Annotated in this window: 13 protein-coding genes; 5 read left to right on the top strand and 8 right to left on the bottom strand. The window is 61.6% G+C overall.

Annotated features, from left to right (window positions below):
* A complete protein-coding gene (locus EXN22_RS04870; RefSeq protein ID WP_130263002.1) occupies nucleotides 1-624 on the top strand; it encodes a lysophospholipid acyltransferase family protein in 624 nt (207 codons plus the stop codon).
* A 1-nt stretch (nucleotide 625) separates the two neighbouring features.
* Nucleotides 626-1,558, top strand: coding sequence for a phosphatidate cytidylyltransferase (locus tag EXN22_RS04865; RefSeq protein WP_130263001.1), 933 nt, complete (start codon nucleotides 626-628; stop codon nucleotides 1,556-1,558).
* Between the two features lie 3 nt (nucleotides 1,559-1,561).
* Here the strand turns inward: EXN22_RS04865 and EXN22_RS04860 are convergent, their stop codons facing one another.
* Entirely contained in the window at nucleotides 1,562-2,320 is a 759-nt protein-coding gene (locus EXN22_RS04860; protein WP_130263000.1) for a sulfite exporter TauE/SafE family protein, read from the bottom strand.
* A gap of 101 nt (nucleotides 2,321-2,421) precedes the next feature.
* Between EXN22_RS04860 and EXN22_RS04855 the strand changes: the two genes are divergently transcribed.
* A complete protein-coding gene (locus tag EXN22_RS04855; RefSeq protein WP_130262999.1) occupies nucleotides 2,422-3,330 on the top strand; it encodes a LysR family transcriptional regulator in 909 nt (302 codons plus the stop codon).
* A gap of 105 nt (nucleotides 3,331-3,435) precedes the next feature.
* Entirely contained in the window at nucleotides 3,436-3,780 is a 345-nt protein-coding gene (locus EXN22_RS04850; RefSeq protein WP_130262998.1) for a cupin domain-containing protein, read from the top strand.
* Between the two features lie 49 nt (nucleotides 3,781-3,829).
* On the opposite strand, the gene EXN22_RS04845 is transcribed toward EXN22_RS04850, so the two are convergent.
* The 4 genes from EXN22_RS04845 to EXN22_RS04830 all read right to left on the bottom strand — a co-directional run bounded on the left by EXN22_RS04845 (nucleotide 3,830) and on the right by EXN22_RS04830 (nucleotide 15,896).
* Nucleotides 3,830-12,481, bottom strand: coding sequence for a calcium-binding protein (locus tag EXN22_RS04845; protein ID WP_165392183.1), 8,652 nt, complete (start codon nucleotides 12,479-12,481; stop codon nucleotides 3,830-3,832).
* A 48-nt stretch (nucleotides 12,482-12,529) separates the two neighbouring features.
* Nucleotides 12,530-13,264 carry a hypothetical protein gene (locus tag EXN22_RS04840; RefSeq protein ID WP_130262996.1) on the bottom strand — a complete coding sequence of 245 codons (735 nt, stop codon included), beginning with the start codon at nucleotides 13,262-13,264 and terminating at the stop codon, nucleotides 12,530-12,532.
* Between the two features lie 207 nt (nucleotides 13,265-13,471).
* Nucleotides 13,472-14,359, bottom strand: coding sequence for a 3-hydroxyisobutyrate dehydrogenase (gene mmsB, locus EXN22_RS04835; protein ID WP_130262995.1), 888 nt, complete (start codon nucleotides 14,357-14,359; stop codon nucleotides 13,472-13,474).
* A 10-nt stretch (nucleotides 14,360-14,369) separates the two neighbouring features.
* Nucleotides 14,370-15,896, bottom strand: coding sequence for a CoA-acylating methylmalonate-semialdehyde dehydrogenase (locus EXN22_RS04830; protein WP_130262994.1), 1,527 nt, complete (start codon nucleotides 15,894-15,896; stop codon nucleotides 14,370-14,372).
* Nucleotides 15,897-16,031: 135 nt separating this feature from the next.
* Between EXN22_RS04830 and EXN22_RS04825 the strand changes: the two genes are divergently transcribed.
* A complete protein-coding gene (locus EXN22_RS04825; protein ID WP_130262993.1) occupies nucleotides 16,032-16,979 on the top strand; it encodes a LysR family transcriptional regulator in 948 nt (315 codons plus the stop codon).
* A 1-nt stretch (nucleotide 16,980) separates the two neighbouring features.
* On the opposite strand, the gene EXN22_RS04820 is transcribed toward EXN22_RS04825, so the two are convergent.
* The 3 genes from EXN22_RS04820 to EXN22_RS04810 are packed head-to-tail and all read right to left on the bottom strand — an operon-like array spanning nucleotide 16,981 to nucleotide 19,328.
* Nucleotides 16,981-17,481: an OmpA family protein gene (locus EXN22_RS04820; RefSeq protein WP_130262992.1), complete on the bottom strand. Its 501-nt coding sequence runs from the start codon at nucleotides 17,479-17,481 to the stop codon at nucleotides 16,981-16,983.
* Between the two features lie 3 nt (nucleotides 17,482-17,484).
* Complete coding sequence (locus EXN22_RS04815; RefSeq protein WP_130266756.1) at nucleotides 17,485-18,753, bottom strand: diguanylate cyclase domain-containing protein; 1,269 nt, start codon at nucleotides 18,751-18,753, stop codon at nucleotides 17,485-17,487.
* Complete coding sequence (locus EXN22_RS04810) at nucleotides 18,753-19,328, bottom strand: YfiR family protein (protein WP_130262991.1); 576 nt, start codon at nucleotides 19,326-19,328, stop codon at nucleotides 18,753-18,755. Before EXN22_RS04810 ends, EXN22_RS04815 begins: the two co-directional genes overlap by 1 nt.
* Between the last annotated feature and the right edge of the window lie 98 nt (nucleotides 19,329-19,426).

Raw genomic sequence — 19,426 nt, 5'->3', positions numbered from 1 at the left:
ATGCTTGCTGCCCTAACCGCCTTTGCCATCACCTCGGTCGCGCGCCTGATCACCGGCGCCCGCGCCTTGTGGCTGGGCTGCACGCCGCAACCGGTGCAACGGCTGTACTACGCCAACCACAGCAGTCACGGCGACTTCGTGCTGATCTGGGCGTCGCTGCCTCAGCCCCTGCGCCAGCACACCCGGCCGGTAGCCGGTGCCGATTACTGGCAAAAGCCGGGCATTCGCCAGTTCCTGATCAAGCGGGTATTCAATGGCGTGCTGATCGATCGCCAGCACAGCGACGCCCAGAGCCATCCCTTGCAACCGATCCAGGATGCTCTGGCCCAGGGCGATTCGCTGATCTTCTTCCCTGAAGGCACCCGCAACCTCAGCGACGAGCCGTTGCTGGCATTCAAGAGCGGCCTGTTTCACCTGGCCAGTGCCCACCCGCAGGTCGAGGTGATTCCGGTGTGGATCGCCAACCTCAACCGGGTCATGCCCAAGGGCCGCGCCCTGCCTTTGCCGCTGCTGTGCACCTTGAGTTTTGGCGAGCCCCTGCAACTGCTGGCAGACGAAAGCAAGCACGCGTTTCTCGACCGGGCCCGCCAGGCCCTGTTGGCCCTGGCCCCGAAGGAATCCTGAGATGGACAACAACACCCTTTCGCTGTTCGCCGGCATCGGCGGTTTGCTGCTGCTCGCCAGCCTGATCGGTCGCCTGCTCAAATGGCGCGCGGGCCCTGCGCCCCACGCGGTGATCGACAACCTCAATGCACGGATCAACGCCTGGTGGGTGATGGTCCTGGTCATCGGACTGGCCTTCCTGTTCGGCAAGCTGGGGGTGATCCTGCTGTTCTACTGCGTGTCGTTCTACGCCCTGCGTGAATTCCTGACCCTGACCCCGACCCGGCGCAGCGACTACCCGGCCCTGGTGGCGGCGTTCTATGTCGCCCTGCCGGTGCAGTACCTGTTGATCGCCATGGACTGGTACGGGCTGTTCAGCATTTTCATTCCGGTCTACCTGTTCCTGCTGTTGCCGATCCTCGCCAGCTTCGGCGGCGACACCACGCGTTTTCTCGAACGTGCCTCGAAAGTGCAATGGGGGTTGATGATCGCGGTCTACTGCCTGTCTTCGGTACCGGCGTTGATGACCCTGGATATCCCCGGCTACGAAGGCCGCAACCTGCTGCTGATCGCCTGGCTGATCCTCGTGGTGCAGATCTCCGACGTGCTGCAGTACGTCTGCGGCAAGCTGTTCGGCAAACACAAGGTGGCGCCAAAACTGTCGCCGTCAAAGACCGTCGAAGGCCTGGTCGGCGGCGTGGCCCTGGCCACGTTGATTGGCGCCACCTTGTGCTGGATCACCCCGTTCAGCTTCTGGCAGGCGGCGCTGATGGCCCTGACCGTCAACCTCATGGGCTTTGCCGGCGGCCTGGTAATGTCGGCGATCAAGCGCGACCGGGGGGTCAAGGACTGGGGCCACATGATCGAAGGCCATGGCGGCATGCTCGACCGCATGGACTCGGTGTGCTTCGCCGCGCCAGTGTTCTTCCACTTCGTACGCTACTGGTGGGTCTGAGCGTCAGACCAACAAATCGTAGGACAGCTTGCCGATCAGGATCAGTAGCAGCACCAGGAACAGCGCACGCACAAAAGGCACGCCCTTGTGCACCGCAAGCCAGGTGCCGGTCAACGCGCCGAGGATGTTAAAGGCGGCCATGGGAATGGCAATCAGGTAAAGGACGTTGCCAGTCGGGATGAAGAACAGCAGTGCGGCGACGTTGGTGGCAATGTTCACCAGCTTCGCTGACGCCGACGCGTGCAGAAAGTCGAAGGCAAAGCAGCGGATGAACAGGAAGATCAGAAAGCTGCCGGTACCGGGCCCGAACAGGCCGTCATAGAAGCCGATGGCGCCACCGATGACAATCGCCAGCAGCTTCTCACGGGTGCCGATACGCATCGGCTTGTGCAGGGCACCGAAGTCCTTTTTGCAGAAGGTGTAGATCGCCATCAGCACGATCAGCACCAGCACCGCCGGGCGCATCAACGATTGCGGCACCAGCGATACCGTCGCGGCGCCGACAAAGGCCATGGCAAAGGCTGCACAGGCCGCCGGGATCACCAGCCCCCAGTCGATCACCACCTTGCGCACGAACGAGCGGGCGGCAAACGCCGTGCCGCAGGCTGAAGCAACCTTGTTGGTGCCCAGCAACGCCGCCGGTGGCGACGCAGGCAACACGTTGAACAACGCCGGAATCTGGATCAGCCCGCCACCGCCGACTGCCGCATCGATCAGGCCGGCAGCAAAGGCAAACACGCAAAGGATGACAATATCGACCATGGTTTCAGGCTCTGGCAGTAAAGAACGGGCGCGCCAAGGTTAACCAACGGCCGATTTTTGTGTTGCAATGCCATATTGCGAAAACTGCAACGAGGTGGTGCATGGCCCTGGATATGCTGGCGGAACTGGAAGTGTTCGCCATGGTTGCCCGCAAGCGCAGCTTCGTCGCCGCGGCACGCGCCCTGGGGCGCTCGCCCAGCGCTGTGACCCGCGCTTTGCAAGCCCTGGAAGAAAACGCCGGGGCCAAGCTGTGCAATCGCTCGGCCAACGCCGTGAGCCTGACCGAAGCGGGTGAGCGTTTTCTGCCCTATGCCTACAAAATGCTCGATCTGCAACGTGAAGCCGACGAAGAACTGGCCGGGCTCAGCGGCCTTGCCTCCGGCTGGGTGCGTTTTTCCGCCCCCGAATCACTGGCGCCGGTATTGCCCGGCTTGATTGCGCAGTATGGCTTACGCTACCCGCAGGTAAACGTCGATGTGATCTTCAGCGACGAGCCGATCGACCCGGCCAACAGCAAGCTGGACTTCTCGATTAGGGGCGCCTTTGCCCAGGACAGCGAGCTGATCGGCTACCCGTTGTGGCGCTACTCACGCTCGCTGTATGCAAGCCCCACTTACCTGCAACGGCACGGTACGCCCCCATCGATCGAGGCGCTGGAGGCCCATGCGCTGATCCTGCACACCGCACCGCGCATTCTCAAGGAATGGCAGTTTCGCAGCGCCGAACAGGCGGTAAGCCTGCGGGTGCATCCCAAGTTTCGCTTCAGCTCCGGGGTTGCCGTGTTCCAGGCCGCCCTGGCCGGTGTCGGTATCGCCCGCCTGGCCGACTGGCTGGCCGAACCCGAGGTACAGGCCGGGCGTCTGCAGCGGGTCTGCCCGGAGTACCGTCTGACCGCCAGCAACGGCGACAGCCCGCAGATGCATGCGGTGTACCCGGCCGGCAGCCTGCCGCAACGGGTCAAGGCGCTGCTGGAGGTGATCCGCGGCTTTGGCGACAGCCTCGATCGATAACTGCGGACGTGCGCTCCCAGACACCAAAAGGTCGAGACCAGACATCTGCCCGGCACCGATCCCACCTATGGTGATGGGCCTTTGAGCAAACCTCTGGAGCCTGGAATGTCCGATTTCATCACTGTGCTGCGCGAGACCTGCCCCACCCCCGTGCTGGATGCAACCAAATGGCAACGCATCGGCGGCGACCCGCACACGGTCAACCTCAACGCCTATGTGTCGGCCGATGGCAGCAAGATCATGGGCACCTGGATCTGCACGCCGGGCAAGTTCCAGGTCAGTTACGAGAAGTGGGAGTATTGCCACTTTCTGGATGGCTATTGCGTGATCACCCCGGAAGGTGAACCAGCGGTACACCTGAAAGCCGGTGATGTGTTCGTCATCGAACCGGGGATGAAGGGCACCTGGGAAGTGGTGGAGACGGTGCGCAAGTACTTCGTTTTTGCCTGATGACAGAAGAACAGTTCGGGCCTGGACAGTACCCAGGCCCGAACCGGTTTCATTGCCCGTTTACAGCGACCGTCACGAAGAGATCGGCCGGCCGGTCTTGCGCCGCGAGTGAAAAGCCGCCGCCCTCGGGCGCAAAGGCCGCCATGGCGGCCACCAGGCCATGCACCTGTTGGTCCAGCAGCGCATCGCCAGGCGCGGCGCTGCTACGCAACCCCGCAGGTGCTACTGCGAAGTTGGCAACCATGGCGCTGGTCCACTGCGTACCATCGGCAAACTCGATCCGCTCCAGCTTGTAGCGATCATCAGTGGTCGTGAACCAATCCTGCACGGTGACCTGCTCCTGGCCATTGCGATGGCTGAAGATCACGTGGTTGCCGGAGCGACTGGTGAGGATGTCCTGCGCCGCGATGCCCTCGCCGAATCGCAGCACATCAATGTTGCCCGACGCAAAGCTGGTGTCATCGCGCAGCACATCCTGGCCATCACCGAGGTTGAACAGGTACAGGTCCGAACCCGTGCCGCCGTAGAGCTTGTCGTTGCCCGCACCACCGACCAAGCGGTCATTGCCAGCGCCTGCGGTAAGCGTGTCATTGCCAAGGCCACCGTCGAGCACGTCGTTGTCCGCACCCGAGGTCAGGCTGTCGTCGCCCCCCAGACCACTGAGCGTCTGATTGCCGGTACTTGCGCCCAACAGCACGTCGTTGCCTTCGGTACCGGTCGTCACCAGCAAGGGCGCAGACACCATGGCACTTGTCCACACCGTGCCATCGGCAAACTCGATCCGCTCCAGCTTGTAGCGATCATCAGTGGCAGTGAACCAGTCCTGCACGGTGACCTGCTCCTGGCCATTGCGATGGCTGAAGATCACGTGGTTGCCGGAGCGGCTGGTGACGATGTCCTGCGCAGCGATGCCCTCGCCGAATCGCAGCACATCACTGTTGCCCGACGCAAAGCTGGTGTCATCACGCAGCACATCCTGGCCATCACCGAGGTTGAACAGGTACAGGTCCGAACCCGTGCCGCCGTAGAGCTTGTCGTTGCCCGCACCACCGACCAAGCGGTCATTGCCAGCGCCTGCGGTAAGCGTGTCATTGCCAAGGCCACCGTCGAGCACGTCGTTGTCCGCACCCGAGGTCAGGCTGTCGTCGCCCCCCAGGCCACTGAGCGTCTGGTTGCCGGTACTTGCGCCAACCAGCACGTCGTTGCCCTCGGTACCGGTCGTCACCAGCAAGGGCGCAGACACCATGGCACTGGTCCACACCGTGCCATCGGCGAACTCGATCCGCTCCAGCTTGTAGCGATCATCAGTGGCAGTGAACCAGTCCTGCACGGTGACCTGCTCCTGGCCGTTGCGATGGCTGAAGATCACGTGGTTGCCGGAGCGGCTGGTGAGGATGTCCTGCGCAGCGATGCCCTCGCCGAATCGCAGCACATCACTGTTGCCCGACGCAAAGCTGGTGTCATCGCGCAGCACATCCTGGCCATCACCGAGGTTGAACAGGTACAGGTCCGAACCCGTGCCACCAAACAACTTGTCGTTGCCCGCACCACCGACCAAACGGTCATTGCCGGCCCCCGCAGTGAGGGTGTCGTTGCCAAGGCCACCGTCGAGCACGTCGTTGTCCGCACCCGAGGTCAGGCTGTCGTCGCCCCCCAGACCACTGAGCGTCTGGTTGCCGGTACTTGCGCCCAACAGCACGTCGTTGCCCTCGGTGCCGGTCGTCACCAGCAGGGGCGCAGACACCATGGCACTTGTCCACACCGTGCCATCGGCGAACTCGATCCGCTCCAGCTTGTAGCGATCATCAGTGGCAGTGAACCAGTCCTGCACGGTGACCTGCTCCTGGCCGTTGCGATGGCTGAAGATCACGTGGTTGCCGGAGCGGCTGGTGACGATGTCCTGCGCCGCGATGCCCTCGCCGAATCGCAGCACATCAATGTTGCCCGACGCAAAGCTGGTGTCATCGCGCAGCACATCCTGGCCATCACCGAGGTTGAACAGGTACAGGTCCGAACCCGTGCCGCCGTAGAGCTTGTCGTTGCCCGCACCACCGACCAGACGGTCATTGCCGGCCCCCGCAGTGAGGGTGTCATTGCCAAGGCCACCGTCGAGCACGTCATTACCCGAGCCGCTGGTCAGGCTGTCATTGCCGGCCAGCCCTCTGATTGTCTGATTGCCAGTACTGGGACCGGTAAGCACATCATCATTGGCCGTACCATTCATCGCCAGGGACAGTTCAGTGACGTAGGCGCTGTCCCAGCGGGTGCCATCGGCAAACTCGATGCGCTCCAGCTTGTAGCGATCATCACTGGAGGTGAACCAGTCCTGAACGGTGATCCGGTCCTGGCCATTACTGTGGCTGAGGATCACATGGTTGCCGGCACGGCTGATGCTGATGTCGTCGGCGCTGATGCCTTGGCCCAAACGCAACACATCGATGTTGCCGGAGGCGAAACTGCTGTCATCGCGCAGTACATCCTGGCCGTCGCCCAGGTTGAACAGGTACAGGTCCGAGCCCGAACCACCGTACAGCGTATCGTTGCCGGCACCGCCACTGAGCTGGTCGTTGCCACCACTGGCGGTGAGCGTGTCGTTGCCGGCCAGGCCACTGAGTGTCTGGTTGCCGGTGCTTGGCCCGACAAGGACATCATCGCCAGCCGTGCCGGTGATCACCAGCAGCGAAGTGGAGATCAGGGCACTGCTCCACACCGTGCCATCGGCAAATTCAATTCGTTCCAGCTTGTGGCGATCATCGCCGGTGCTGAACCAGTCCTGCACGGTAATCCGGTCCTGGCCGTTGCGATGACTCAGGATCACATGGTTGCCGGAGCGGCCGATGCTGATGTCGTTCGCGCTGATGCCTGCGCCGAAGCGCAGCACATCGATGTTGCCGGAGGCATAGCTGCTGTCGTCTCGCAGGATATCCTGGCCATCACCGAGGTTGAACAGGTACAGGTCCGAGCCCGAGCCACCGTAGAGCGTATCGTTGCCAGTCCCACCGCTGAGTTGGTCGTTACCGCCGCTTGCGGTCAGCGTGTCATTGCCGGCCAGGCCACTGAGGACCTGGTTACCGGTGCTCGGACCCGTAAGAACGTCATCCCCTTCTTCTCCACTCAGCACCAACAATGGCGCGGAGATCATCGCGCTGGTCCACACCGTACCGTCGGCAAACTCGATCCGCTCCAGCCGGTAGCGGCCATCGACAGAGGTGAACCAGTCCTGAACGGTGATCTGATCCCGGCCGTTACGGTGGCTGAGGATCACATGATTGCCAGAACGAGTGATGGTGATATCGTCCGCGCCAATGCCTTCGCCGAAACGCAGTACATCGATATTGTCGGCGTTGAAGCTGCTGTCATCGCGCAGCAGGTCCTGACCGTCGCCCAGGTTGAACAGGTACAAGTCCGAGCCTGAGCCACCGTACAGCTTGTCGTTGCCGGTACCGCCGTTGAGCGTGTCGGCCCCACCGCTGGCGGTGAGGGTGTCATTGCCCGCAAGCCCGATGAGGGTCTGGTTGCCAGTACTCGGCCCGCTGATCAGGTTATCGCTTGCATCCCCAGTCATCAGCAGCAGTGGCGCAGACACCATGGCGCTGGTCCACACCGTGCCATCGGCAAACTCGATCCGCTCCAGACGGTAGCGACTGTCGGCAGAGGTGAACCAGTCTTGTACCGTGATCTGGTCCCGGCCGTTGCGGTGGCTGAGCACGACATGATTGCCCGCGCGGGTTATGCTGATGTCGTCTGCGCCAATGCCTTCGCCAAAACGCAGCACATCGATATTGTCGCTGTTGAAGCTGCTGTCATCGCGCAGCACATCCTGGCCATCGCCCAGGTTGAACAGGTACAGGTCAGAGCCTGCGCCACCGTAGAGCACATCGTTGCCGGTGCCGCCATTGAGCTGGTCATTGCCGGCACCTGCGGTGAGGGTGTCGTTGCCCAGCCCACCCTCCAACAGGTCGTTGCCTGCGCCCGTGGTCAGGCTGTCGTTGCCGGCCAGCCCTCGTAAGGTTTGATTGCCAGTACTGGGGCCGGTGAGCACATCATCATTGACCGTGCCGTTCATCGCCAGGGACAGCTCGGTGACATAGGCGCTGGCCCAGCGGCTACCATCGGCGAACTCTATCCATTCCAGTTTGTAGCGATCATCGCTGGTGGTGAACCAGTCCTGCACAGTGATCCGGTCCTGGCCGTTGCGATGACTGAAGACCACATGGTTGCCGGAGCGGCTGATGGTGATGTCGTCGGCACCGATGCCTTGGCCGAAGCGCAGTACATCGATGTTACCGGAGGCAAAACTGCTGTCGTCGCGCAGCACATCCTGACCATCGCCCAGGTTGAACAGGTACAGGTCAGAGCCCGAGCCGCCGTAAAGCACATCATTACCGCTCCCGCCGTTGAGCTGGTCATTGCCGGCACCCGCGTCAAGCGTATCGTTGCCCAGCCCGCCTTCAAGCAGGTCATTGCCTGAGCCCGCCGTCAGGCGGTCATTGCCGGCCAGCCCGCGTATCGTTTGATTGCCGGTACTGGGACCGGCGAGCACATCATCATCAGCCGTGCCATTCATCGCCAGAGACAGTTCGGTGACATAGGCACTGGTCCACTGACTGCCATCGGCGAACTCGATGCGCTCCAGCTTGTAGCGATCATCACTGGAGGTGAACCAATCCTGCACGGTGACCTGGTCCTGGCCATTGCGGTGGCTGAGGATCACATGGTTGCCGGAGCGGCTGATGGTGATGTCGTCGGCGCTGATGCCTTGGCCGAAACGCAACACATCGATGTTGCCGGAGGCGAAACTACTGTCATCGCGCAGTACATCCTGACCATCGCCCAGGTTGAACAGGTACAGGTCCGAGCCCGAACCACCGTAAAGCCTATCGTTGCCGGTACCTCCACTGAGCTGGTCGTTGCCACCGCTGGCGGTGAGCGTATCGTTGCCAGCCAGGCCATTGAGAGTCTGGTTGCCGGTGCTGGGCCCCACCAGTACATCGTCTGCTTCGCTACCGCTGATCACCAGCAACGCAGTGGAAATCATGCTGCTGCTCCACACCGTGCCATCGGCAAACTCGATGCGTTCCAGCTTGTAGCGATCATCAAGGGTACTGAACCAGTCCTGCACGCTAATCCGGTCCTGGCCATTGCCATGGCTGAAGATCACATGGTTGCCGGAGCGAGTGACGGTAATGTCTTGCGGCCCGATACCGGCGCCGAAGCGCAACACATCGATATTGCCCGAGGAGTAGCTACTGTCGTCGCGCAACACATCCTGGCCGTCGCCTAGATTGAACAGGTACAGGTCCGACCCCGAGCCACCGTAAAGCACATCGTTGCCGGTACCGCCGGTGAGCTGGTCGTTGCCGCCGCTGGCTGTGAGCGTGTCATTGCCAGCCAGACCGTTAATAATCTGGTTACCGGTACCCGGCCCGGTGAGCACGTCATCGCCCTCTGTCCCGTTCTGCACCAGCAGTGGCGCAGACACCATGGCACTGGTCCACAGCGTGCCATCGGTAAACTCGATTCGCTCCAACCGGTAGCGGCCATCTGCGGCAGCGAACCAGTCCTTGATCATCACGCTGTCCTGGCCGTTGCGGTGGCTGAGCAGCACGTGATTGCCGGATCGGGTGACGATGATGTCATCGGCGCTGATCCCGGCGCCAAAACGCAGCACATCGATGTCACTGCCGTTGAAACTGCTGTCGTCACGCAGTACATCCCGGCCATCACCCAGGTTGAACAGGTACAGGTCAGAGCCCGAACCTCCGTACAGCGTATCGTTGCCCACGCCCCCCTCAAGGCGATCGGCGCCGCCTCCCGAGGTCAAGGTATCGTTGCCCGCACCACCGTTCAGGGACTGTACGAAGTCAGCACTGACCCCGGTAATGATGTCGTCTCCTTCACCACCCAGTTGCTGCAGCAATCGCGCATTGAGCTCGGCGCTGGTCCAGACCGAGTTGTCGGCAAACTCGATCCGCTCCAACTGATAACGGCCAGAGTTGCTGGCAAACCAGTTCTTCACCGTGATCCTGTCCACGCCATTACTGTGGCTGAGCAGCAAATCCAGCCCAGAGCGGCTGACGGCCAGGTCGGCAGGCGCAATGCTGTTGCCGAACCGGAGAATGTCCACCTTGTCGTTGCCATTGCCGAAATTGTCATCGGCGATGACGTCCTGACCATCACCCAGGTTGTAGATGTAGATATCAGCACCGGCACCACCGTTGAGCACATCATTGCCGATGCCCCCGCGAAGCAGGTCCTCACCGGCTCCTGCGGTCAGGATGTCGTTACCTGCTCCGCCACTCAATATCTGCGAAAAATCAGCACTGACGCCGGTATAGACGTCATCACCGGAGCCTCCAAGGAAACGCAGCACCTGCGCACTGAGGTCGGCGCTTTTCCACACCTGGCCGTCGGCGAATTCGATGCGCTCCAACTGATAACGCCCGGAGTTCTGAGCAAACCAGTTGCTGATGGTGATGCTGTCCTGGCCATTGCTATGGCTGAGCAGCAAGTCCTTGCCGACGCGGCTGACGCTGATATCCCGGGCAAAAATGCCGCTGCCCAAGCGCAGGGTGTCGACGATGTTGTTACTTTGATATTCGTTGTCATCGCTGATCCGGTCCTGGCCATCGCCCAGGTTGAACAGGTAGACATCCGAACCACGACCACCGGCGAGGGTGTCATTGCCACGGCCGCCGTGGACCAGGTCGTTGCTCTCCCCCAGGCTGAGCGTGTCGTCACCACTGGTGCCGTAGCGGTAGGTCAATGACGTGGCACCCTGGGTCAACGTAGCAACAACGGCAGCGACTGCCGAACTGGAATACACCGTGAGGTCGTTGCCTTGAATAAAGCCGTGCAGGGCACCGCGCAGCAACTCCAGGTTCCTGCCGCTGCCCGTGTTCACGCCACGCACCGCCTGAATGAAGTCAAGCAACGTCTCCTGCCCACGGGCAGGGTCTGATTGCACAACCCCGACAAGATCATCGATTATCCGACTGAAATCACCGAGCCAGGCACCTGTACCGTTGTCCTTTACCCAGCCAATCTGGTTGAACAGCGGCTGCAGGTGAGTGCTGGACGCCAACTGATAGAACACCGTGTCGACAAGGTCCCGGAACAGCCCATTGAATATCGCGGCATACTCTTGCCCCGAACCTCGCGGCAGATCGATCGCATCACCATAGAACGCTTCAAGCGCGCCAATCCGACGCGCATCGATGATGGACTGGTAATAGTTACGGTACTCACCGGTTTGCCCGGTCCATTTGAATATCAGTTTTTCGAGCACTGCTTGCCGCTGTTGCCGGGACTGCGCGCCGACAAACTCGCCCACCAAACTTTGCAGTTCGCCCGAGGCGTCACGCACCATGGCCTGGTGCAAGGAGTGAACTTTCCCAAAGCCTGCGGCATCGGGCAGTTGCGCAATGGCCGCACTGACCTCGAGCAGGTCTTCTTTTACCAACGAGGGATTACGCACAAACCAGACATCGGTCATGGTCGCTTGCTGGCCATTGTCCTTGGTAAAACTGCCCACTTGCCGGTGTTCATTACCAAAGGCGTCGGCCTGCGTCTGCTCGGTATACTTCAACGCCAGCGACTGTATGCCCAACTGACTGAGCGAATACAACTCTCCCTCATCGGACACACCGTTCTGATTGAGGTCACGCCACACCCTGAGCGAACTGAACGCACTGTCGGCACTGTCGACCTTGCCATCTGCGTTGCTGTCCAGCCGGGCAAGCGCCTGAAAACCGTTGCGTGCCTTGCTGCCGTCAGCCAGCAGGGTCTGATCGCCAAACAGCTCGGCGCCACGGGTAATCTTGCCATCGCCGTCAAGGTCCAGCGCCAGCAAGCCGTCATCAGCGGCGGCGAACCCGGTCAATTCACGCAGGCCATCGCCGCCGTGGTCAAAGTAGATACCCGCCGCCAAACCGCTGGTTTCCACACCGTCACCATCAAGGTCGAGGATCAGCGGTGACCCAGGAGCAGGTGGAGGGGTCTGGGGCGGCGGCGGTGGTGGTGCGTCACCATTGGGGGTCGGGTCGACGCCGTTGGGAATACCATCACCATCCTTGTCGGGGTCCTTGTCATCGGGGATGCCGTCGCCATCCAGGTCACCCGGACCGCGTGGATTCAGGTCGTAATCATCGGGAATGTAGTCACCATCGTCATCCAGGTCCTTGAAGTCCGGAATTCCGTCGGCGTCGGTATCCGGACCAAAAGGGTCCTTGTCGATGGTGTTGGGAATGCCATCACCGTCGGTATCGTAGGTCGGCAGGTTCAAGTCCCAGCCGGGATAATTGCCGCCATTGTTGGGCAAGGTCGGGGGAATACCGGCGGCGTCCAGCAGGGTTCTGGTCACCGCATTGCAATTGGTTCCGAACATGTCGTAATCGGTGGTACTGCCCTGAATCTGGCCAGCCACGGTCTTCAAGGTTTGCCAAACCTCGGCAGCATTGCGCCCGCTCAGATCCAGTTCGACCTGACCGCGCTCGGCAGGAGAATCGTTGCCCCGGGCATCGCGAGAAGACTCCAGAGGCTGGTCAATCTTTACGTCGATCTCGCCAAAGTCGAAAGGGTTATCGCTCTGCGGCCCGCCTCTGATAACCGTCTCATTGCCAGCGTCATCCTGATAGACAAGGTAGCTGTGCTTGAAATTAGTGCCCGCGACTGACTTGGACTCGATAAATATCTTCGCCATCATGCGTTCCTGCCGTTGAGTTACACCGCGCCAGACCTACCTGTCCACTCAATCCACAACGACATCGACGACTAACTGATTTTGATTGTAAGTGGCCGTTATTGTTTTACTGAAATCCCACGCTGCCATCCGCGACGCCATGTCCTCGGCCACCGGTACGGTGTAGATGAACTGGTCACGGCCAGTCGTAGCGCTAGCCGGTACGGGCAGCGCGCCGAGTGTGTTCATATATTGGGTAAACTGGGCCTGCGTCATGACACCCGCCGCGGCTTTCGACAATAACTGGCTGTAGTGTTTTGCCGATCCACGAAAGTGCTCGAACGAAAAGGCACGACGGCCCTCGAGCAAATCTTCGAAGTTATAAAGAAGAAGAAATTGATGAAAGACCGGGTTGCCTTTCATATCGACGCTCAAGGCAATGTTCCAGTGAACGTGTACGCCGTCTGCTGCCGTACATTCTCTGGACAGGCCGATAAACCTGACTTTATCGGTGGATGAATACAAGGCGTCAATCGCGGGTTCGTCCTTGATGACGGTGAACTGCCCACGCAAAGCGGCAACCGCATCAAGGTCCATTCGCGCACCCGCAACGTCACGCACATAGCGCTCAAACGACAGCAGGTTCTCGTCCAGTGAGCAAACATCTTCCATCGGTTTTCCCTCAGGTCGCTCCACAGCTGCGTGGATAGAATCGGCACCGAGCAAAACACCTACCGTTACCAGCACTGACACCCTGCGCCGGAGCCATCGCTCGACAGTTGCCTGGGCGATTTCATTGAGCATGACGGGGACTGCTAGGTGAAAGATCCATTTTCATCACGCTTGCGAATGGTCGCAAATGGCCACTCCACCAGTGTAATCGGCAATGGAAAATCTGCTTGAAGAAATTTGTGCACATGGATCGGAGGTAACAACGCTGGCAAGGCCAGCTCCCACAGAGTGATGTGTGCGCAGTACCTGTGGGAGCCAGCCTTGCTGGCGATGCTCTGTTTACTCGGGCTTGCGATAACCTTCGACAATCGCCGAGAAATCCTTGCCACCCTCGCCGCGCAAGCTCATGGCCTGGTACAGCTGTTGGGCTACTGCGCCGAGAATCACCGGTTGATGCGCCTGGCGTGCCGCCTCTGTCGCCAGCCCCAGGTCCTTGAGCATCAGCTCGGCACCAAAACCACCGGTGTAACCGCGTGACGCCGGGGCGGTTTCGATGATGCCCGGCCACGGGTTGTAGGTGTCCGAACTCCAGCAGCGGCCGGTAGAACTGTTGATGATGCCCGCCAGTACCTTGGTGTCGATGCCCAGCGCATTGCCCAGAGCCATGGCTTCGGACACGCCGATCATCGAGATGCCCAGCAGCAGGTTGTTGCAGATCTTGGCGATCTGCCCGGTACCGACTTCGCCGCAGTGAACGATGTTGCGGCCCATCTGCGCCAGCACCGGCTGCAGGGTGGCGAACAGATCAGCACTGGCCCCGACCATGAAGGTCAGGGTGCCGGCCGCAGCGCCACCGGTACCGCCTGACACCGGCGCGTCAGCCAGGTCAACGCCTTGCTTGGCCGCTGCGGCCGCCACGTCACGGGCAGTCTGTGGATCGATGGTGCTGCAGTCGACCACTGGCGTTCCGGCTTTGACACCCGCCAGCACGCCGTCTTCGCTGAGGTACACGCCGCGCACATGGGCGGCAGCCGGCAGCATGGTGATCACCAGTTCGCTGTGCTGCGCGGCATCACGTGGCGAGCTGCTGATTTGCCCACCGAGCTCGGCAAGTTCGGCCAGCACGCTCTTGTTCAAATCGAACAGGTTCAGCTGATGCCCGGCCTTGATCAGGTTGCGGGCCATGGGCGCGCCCATGTTGCCCAGGCCGATGAATGCGATACGCATGATGAGCTCCTTAGCGCAGGCTGATGGTGGTGTTCACGCCATCGTTGACGCTGTCATCATCGAACCAGCGGCTGGTGACGGTCTTGGTCTGAGTGTAGAACTGCACCACCTGTTTGCCGTACGGGCCCAGGTCGCCCAGCTTGGAGCCACGCGAACCGGTGAAGCTGAAGAACGGTACCGGCACTGGAATCGGGATGTTGATGCCGACCTGGCCAACGTCGATCTCGCTCTGGAACTTGCGCGCTGCGGCGCCGCTCTGGGTGAACAGGCCGGTGCCGTTGCCGAAGGGGTTGCGATTGACCAGGGCGATGGCTTCATCGAGGGTATCGACTTCCAGCACCACCAGCACCGGGCCGAAGATTTCCTGGGTGTAGATCTGCATGTCGGTGGTCACCCCGGAGAACAGGGTCGGGCCGACGAAGTTGCCCTGCTCGTAGCCCGGCACGCTGACCTCGCGGCCATCGAGCTCAAGCGTGGCGCCTTCTTTGATACCGCTTTCGATCAAGCCCAGCACCCGCTCCTTGGCGCGCTTGGAGATCAGCGGACCGACATCGGTGCCCAGCTCGCTGCCAGCGTTAACCTTGAGCTTGGTCGCCAGCTCCTTGAGCTCCGGCAGCCACTCGCGGGCCTTGCCCACCAGTACCGCCACCGACGTAGCCATGCAGCGCTGGCCGGCCGCGCCGAAACCGGCACCGACCAGGGCATTGAGGGTTTGCGTACGGTTGGCGTCCGGCAGCACCACGGCGTGGTTCTTGGCGCCCATCATCGATTGCACGCGTTTGCCGTGCTGGCCCGCCAGGTTGTAGACGTGGGTGCCGACTTCGGTGGAGCCGACGAAGGAAATCGCCTTGATGTCGCTGTGGGTGCACAGGGCATCGACCACCTGCTTGCCGCCATGCACGACGTTGAGCACGCCGGCCGGCACGCCGGCTTCGAGCGCCAGCTCCACCAGCATCATGGTCGACAGCGGGTCCTGCTCGGACGGCTTGAGCACGAAGGTGTTGCCGCAGACGATGGCCATCGGGAACATCCACAACGGGATCATCGCCGGGAAGTTGAACGGGGTGATGCCGGCACAGACGCCGATCGGCTGGCGCAAGGTGTAGGTATCGACGCCGCCGGCAACGTTCTCGGCGAACTCGCCCATCTGCAGGCTGCCGATACTGCAGGCATGCTCGACCACTTCCAGGCCGCGGAAGATATCGCCTTCGGCATCGGCAATGGTCTTGCCCTGCTCGGCACTGAGGACTACGGCAATTTTCTTCGAGTGTTCGCGAATCAGCGCCTGCAGCTTGAGCATGATGCGCATGCGTGCACCGATCGGGGTGTCGCGCCAGGTCTTGAACGCCCGCTGACCCGCAGCGATGGCGGCATCGACTTCTTCGGCGGTGGCAAAAGGTACGCGGGCCAGCACTTGCTGGGTGGCCGGGTTGACCACGTCACGCCATTCGCTGGTTTTCGACTCGACCCACTGGCCGTCGATCAACAGCTTGACCTGCTCGACCTTGGTCTGGCCGGGAGTAAGGGATGCGTTCATCTGCGTTCTCCTGAAATTGTTGTTAGGAAGAGAAGACGCCACCGGGTCAGCCACGGCGAGCGCTTGGGTCCAGGGCTTTTTTGGAGTATAGATGTGCAAACATCTAATAAGAACGCACATAAAAGCCGGACCAACATGCAAAAAAACATCACCTCCCTGGGCTCGCTGAACTGGGATGACCTGAAATTCTTTCTCGAAGTGGCGCGTACCCGCAAGGCCAGCAGCGCGGCCAAGCGCCTGGGTGTCGACTACACCACGGTGTCGCGGCGGATCAGTTCGCTGGAGGTGGCGCTGGGCACCTTATTGTTCGAAAAGTCGCGGACCAACGGCTTTGTCCTCACCGCCGAAGGCCAGCGCCTGCTCAGCTATGCCGAGTCGATCGAAAGCACCCTGCACATGGCCTGCGAGCAGGTGTCCGGCTCTGGCGTGGCGCTGTCGGGGCACGTGCGCATGGGCTGCACCGAAGGTTTTGGCAGTTTCTTCGTCACCCCGCAACTGAGCCACTTCGTCGATGCCTACCCGGCGATCTCGGTAGACATCCTGCCGCTGCCGCACTTCATCAGCCTGTCCAAGCGCGAGGCCGACATCGTCATCGCCCTGGAGCGCCCGGAACACGGGCCATACGTGTGCTGCAAGCTGTGCGACTACCGCCTGCGCCTGTACGCCACCCAAGCGTACCTGGACAGCCACGAGCCGATCACCCGCAGCAGCGACCTGGCCCGGCATCAATTCATCAGCTACGTCGACGACCTGGCCTTCAGCTCCGAGCTTCTGTACCTGGCCAACCTGATCCCGGCCGCCAGCGCCAACCTGCGCAGCACCAGCGTGATCGCCCAGTACGTGGCGGCCCAACAGGGTCGCGGGCTGGCGATACTGCCGTGTTTTCTGGCCGCACAAGACCCGCGCCTGGTGGCGATACTGCCGCAGGAAGTGGAGATTACCCGGCAGTTCTGGATGTATTGCCGGGAAGACTTGAGGAAGTTGAAACGGATCACCCTGCTATGGGACTACATCCGCGACGTCACCGAGCGCAACGCCCCGCTGCTGATGGGCGAGTCGCGCTCGATGAGCTTTGCCGACTGACTCAGTCGGAGGCGACCACGATCGATACCCGGCGGTTTTCCAGGCGGCCGGCGCGGGTGTCATTGCTGGCCACCGGTTCGTTGCTGCCAAGACCACGGGTTTCGACGTTCTCGGCGCGCATGCCGACGCCAATCAGGACATTGGCCACGCTCTGCGCCCGGCGCTTGGACAACTGCTCGTTGTAGGCCGCGCGGCCCGAGGCATCGGTGTGGCCATCGACGCGTACGCGCTGGATGTTCACCGACAGCAGCGACTTGCCAATGCGCTCGACGATGGCCTTGCTTTGGGCGTTGAGGGTGTCGACATCGCTGCCGAATAGCACTTTGCTCGACAGGCCGAACTCCCAGCCTTCATCGGTAAGCTGGAAGCCCTGTTGCTTGAGCAGGGCAATCTGTTCGGCGCTCAGGCCTTTGGGCGGCACGCTCTGACAGCCACCCAGGGCAAACAGCGCCAGGGCCAGGCAGACAAAGTGAAAACGTAGACGTTGGCTTAGGTGAATCACGGTTCAGCTCCTGTTTTTTACGTGATGGGCAGAGCGCTCCGTCTCTGCCATGTCGCCCTGGCCACGCAAATTACGCTTGGCCTGATACATCGCCGCATCGGCGGCATTGAGCAAGTCGGACGGGCTCAAGCCGTCGTCGGGAAAATAGGCAATGCCAATGCTCAGCGACGTGATGATGCTGCGCCCTTCACTGAGGCGGATCGGCAGTTTCATGCTGGCCGCAATCTTTTCGGCAATGCGCAGCGCATCTTCGCGCTTGTGCAGCGGTGCCAGCAGCACCGCGAATTCGTCGCCGCCCAAACGCGCCACCAGGTCGTTTTCCCGAAGCTGCGCGCGCACCCGCGTGGCCACGCTGATCAATACTTCATCGCCAGCGGCATGGCCGAAGTTGTCATTGACCTCCTTGAAGTTGTCGCTGTCGAGAAACAGCAGCGCCAGGTGTTCCTGATGCTTGGCGGCATTGCGCAGGGTCCGGCTCAGGCGGCCCTCGAAAAATGCCCGGTTCGGCAGGCCGGTGAGGCTGTCGTGGCTAGCCTGGTGGGCCAGGCTTTCGTTCTCGCTTTGCAGGTGGCTCTGCCAGGACTCCAGCTCATCGAGCAAGGCATTGAAGTCGTTGCCCAGCTCATTGAGCTCGGCGATCGACGCTGGCGGCACCCGCCGATCGAAGCTGCGTTCGCGGCGTGCGGCATGGGCAACACTGGCCAGGCTGCGCAGCGGCACGACGATATCACCGAACATTCGCCGCGACAGGTACAGCGCGCTGAAGGCACTGAGCGCCATGCACAGCAGGATCCCGGCCAGGCCACTGAGCAGAAAACGCACCAGGCTGCCACCCTGGCCCACCAGTTCGATGCGCCCGACCTGCTGGCCCTGGTGCAACACCGGCATGATGATCGGCTCTTCCAGCAGGCTGCGGGCGATCAACTGCTCGGCCTGCGCCAGCAAGCCGTCTTCGCTGCGCTGCCAACGGGCCAGCAGCGCACCGTTGTCATCGAAGACCTTGGCATCGGCCACCTCTTCCGTGGCAGCAATCAGCGCCAGCGCCTCATTGGCCACATCCGCGTCGTTGAACACCACAGCGGCTTCGACGGTGTAATTGATCGAGCGGGCAATCAGGTGCAGGTTGTGATTGGCGTACACGCGCAGGGCCAGAACCCCGAGCAGGGTCAGCGATACCCCGGCAAGGCCCACCGCCAGCAGTGCCACGCTCAGATGACGGCGGCCCAGCACCGCACGCAGGGTCGGACGCTCGCGCGCCTTGCCAAAGCCCATCATGGTTGCGCCGCCCGCCGCCGCGACAGCTGCAGCACACTGGGGTGAATACGCACGCCACTGCGTGCCACCGAGTCGAGGTTGACATCAAACGCCACCTGGCGGTCGCTGACCCGCAGGCAGAACAGGCTGCCCACCGTGCACGGGTCGTCCGCCTCGCTCATGCTCAGTACCGGATGACCGCTGAGCGCACTGAACAGCCGCGTACGTTCATTCTGGCTGAGCGTGCCGATATAGATAGCATCGCATTCATTGGCAATGCGCGGGTCATCGGCCAGCAAGCGGCGCACCAGCACCGGGCGGCCAGTGGCCTGGGTGGTGCCCTTGACCAGGTCGTCGGCGTATTCGGTTGGACCGATCAGGCACAGGCGCAATTGCGCCGGCTCCACCGGCCAGCGTGCATAGCTAAGGATCCCCAGCACCACCTGTGTGACCGCTTCGGCCCGCTGCTCGGCAAGATTGGCGGTGGCCGCGGATTCAGCCCGGGCCTGTGCGCCTAACAGCAACAGCAACGCGGCCAGCAGCGGGCGCGTCAGAGTCGTCACACGTCCCGATCTCGGGGCGGCCACATTCATGAAGGAAATCTCTTAAAACCATGCAGGATGATGCCGCAACGATAGCACAGCGCCCGATTTTCCAGCGAGGGAGCTGCCCGGCGGCGATCCGGTAAAAG

This window comes from Pseudomonas tructae, assembly GCF_004214895.1.
Classification (GTDB): domain Bacteria; phylum Pseudomonadota; class Gammaproteobacteria; order Pseudomonadales; family Pseudomonadaceae; genus Aquipseudomonas; species Aquipseudomonas tructae.
The sequence above is the reverse complement of the archived record's forward strand: the minus strand, read 5'-3'. Positions and strand labels throughout refer to the sequence as shown.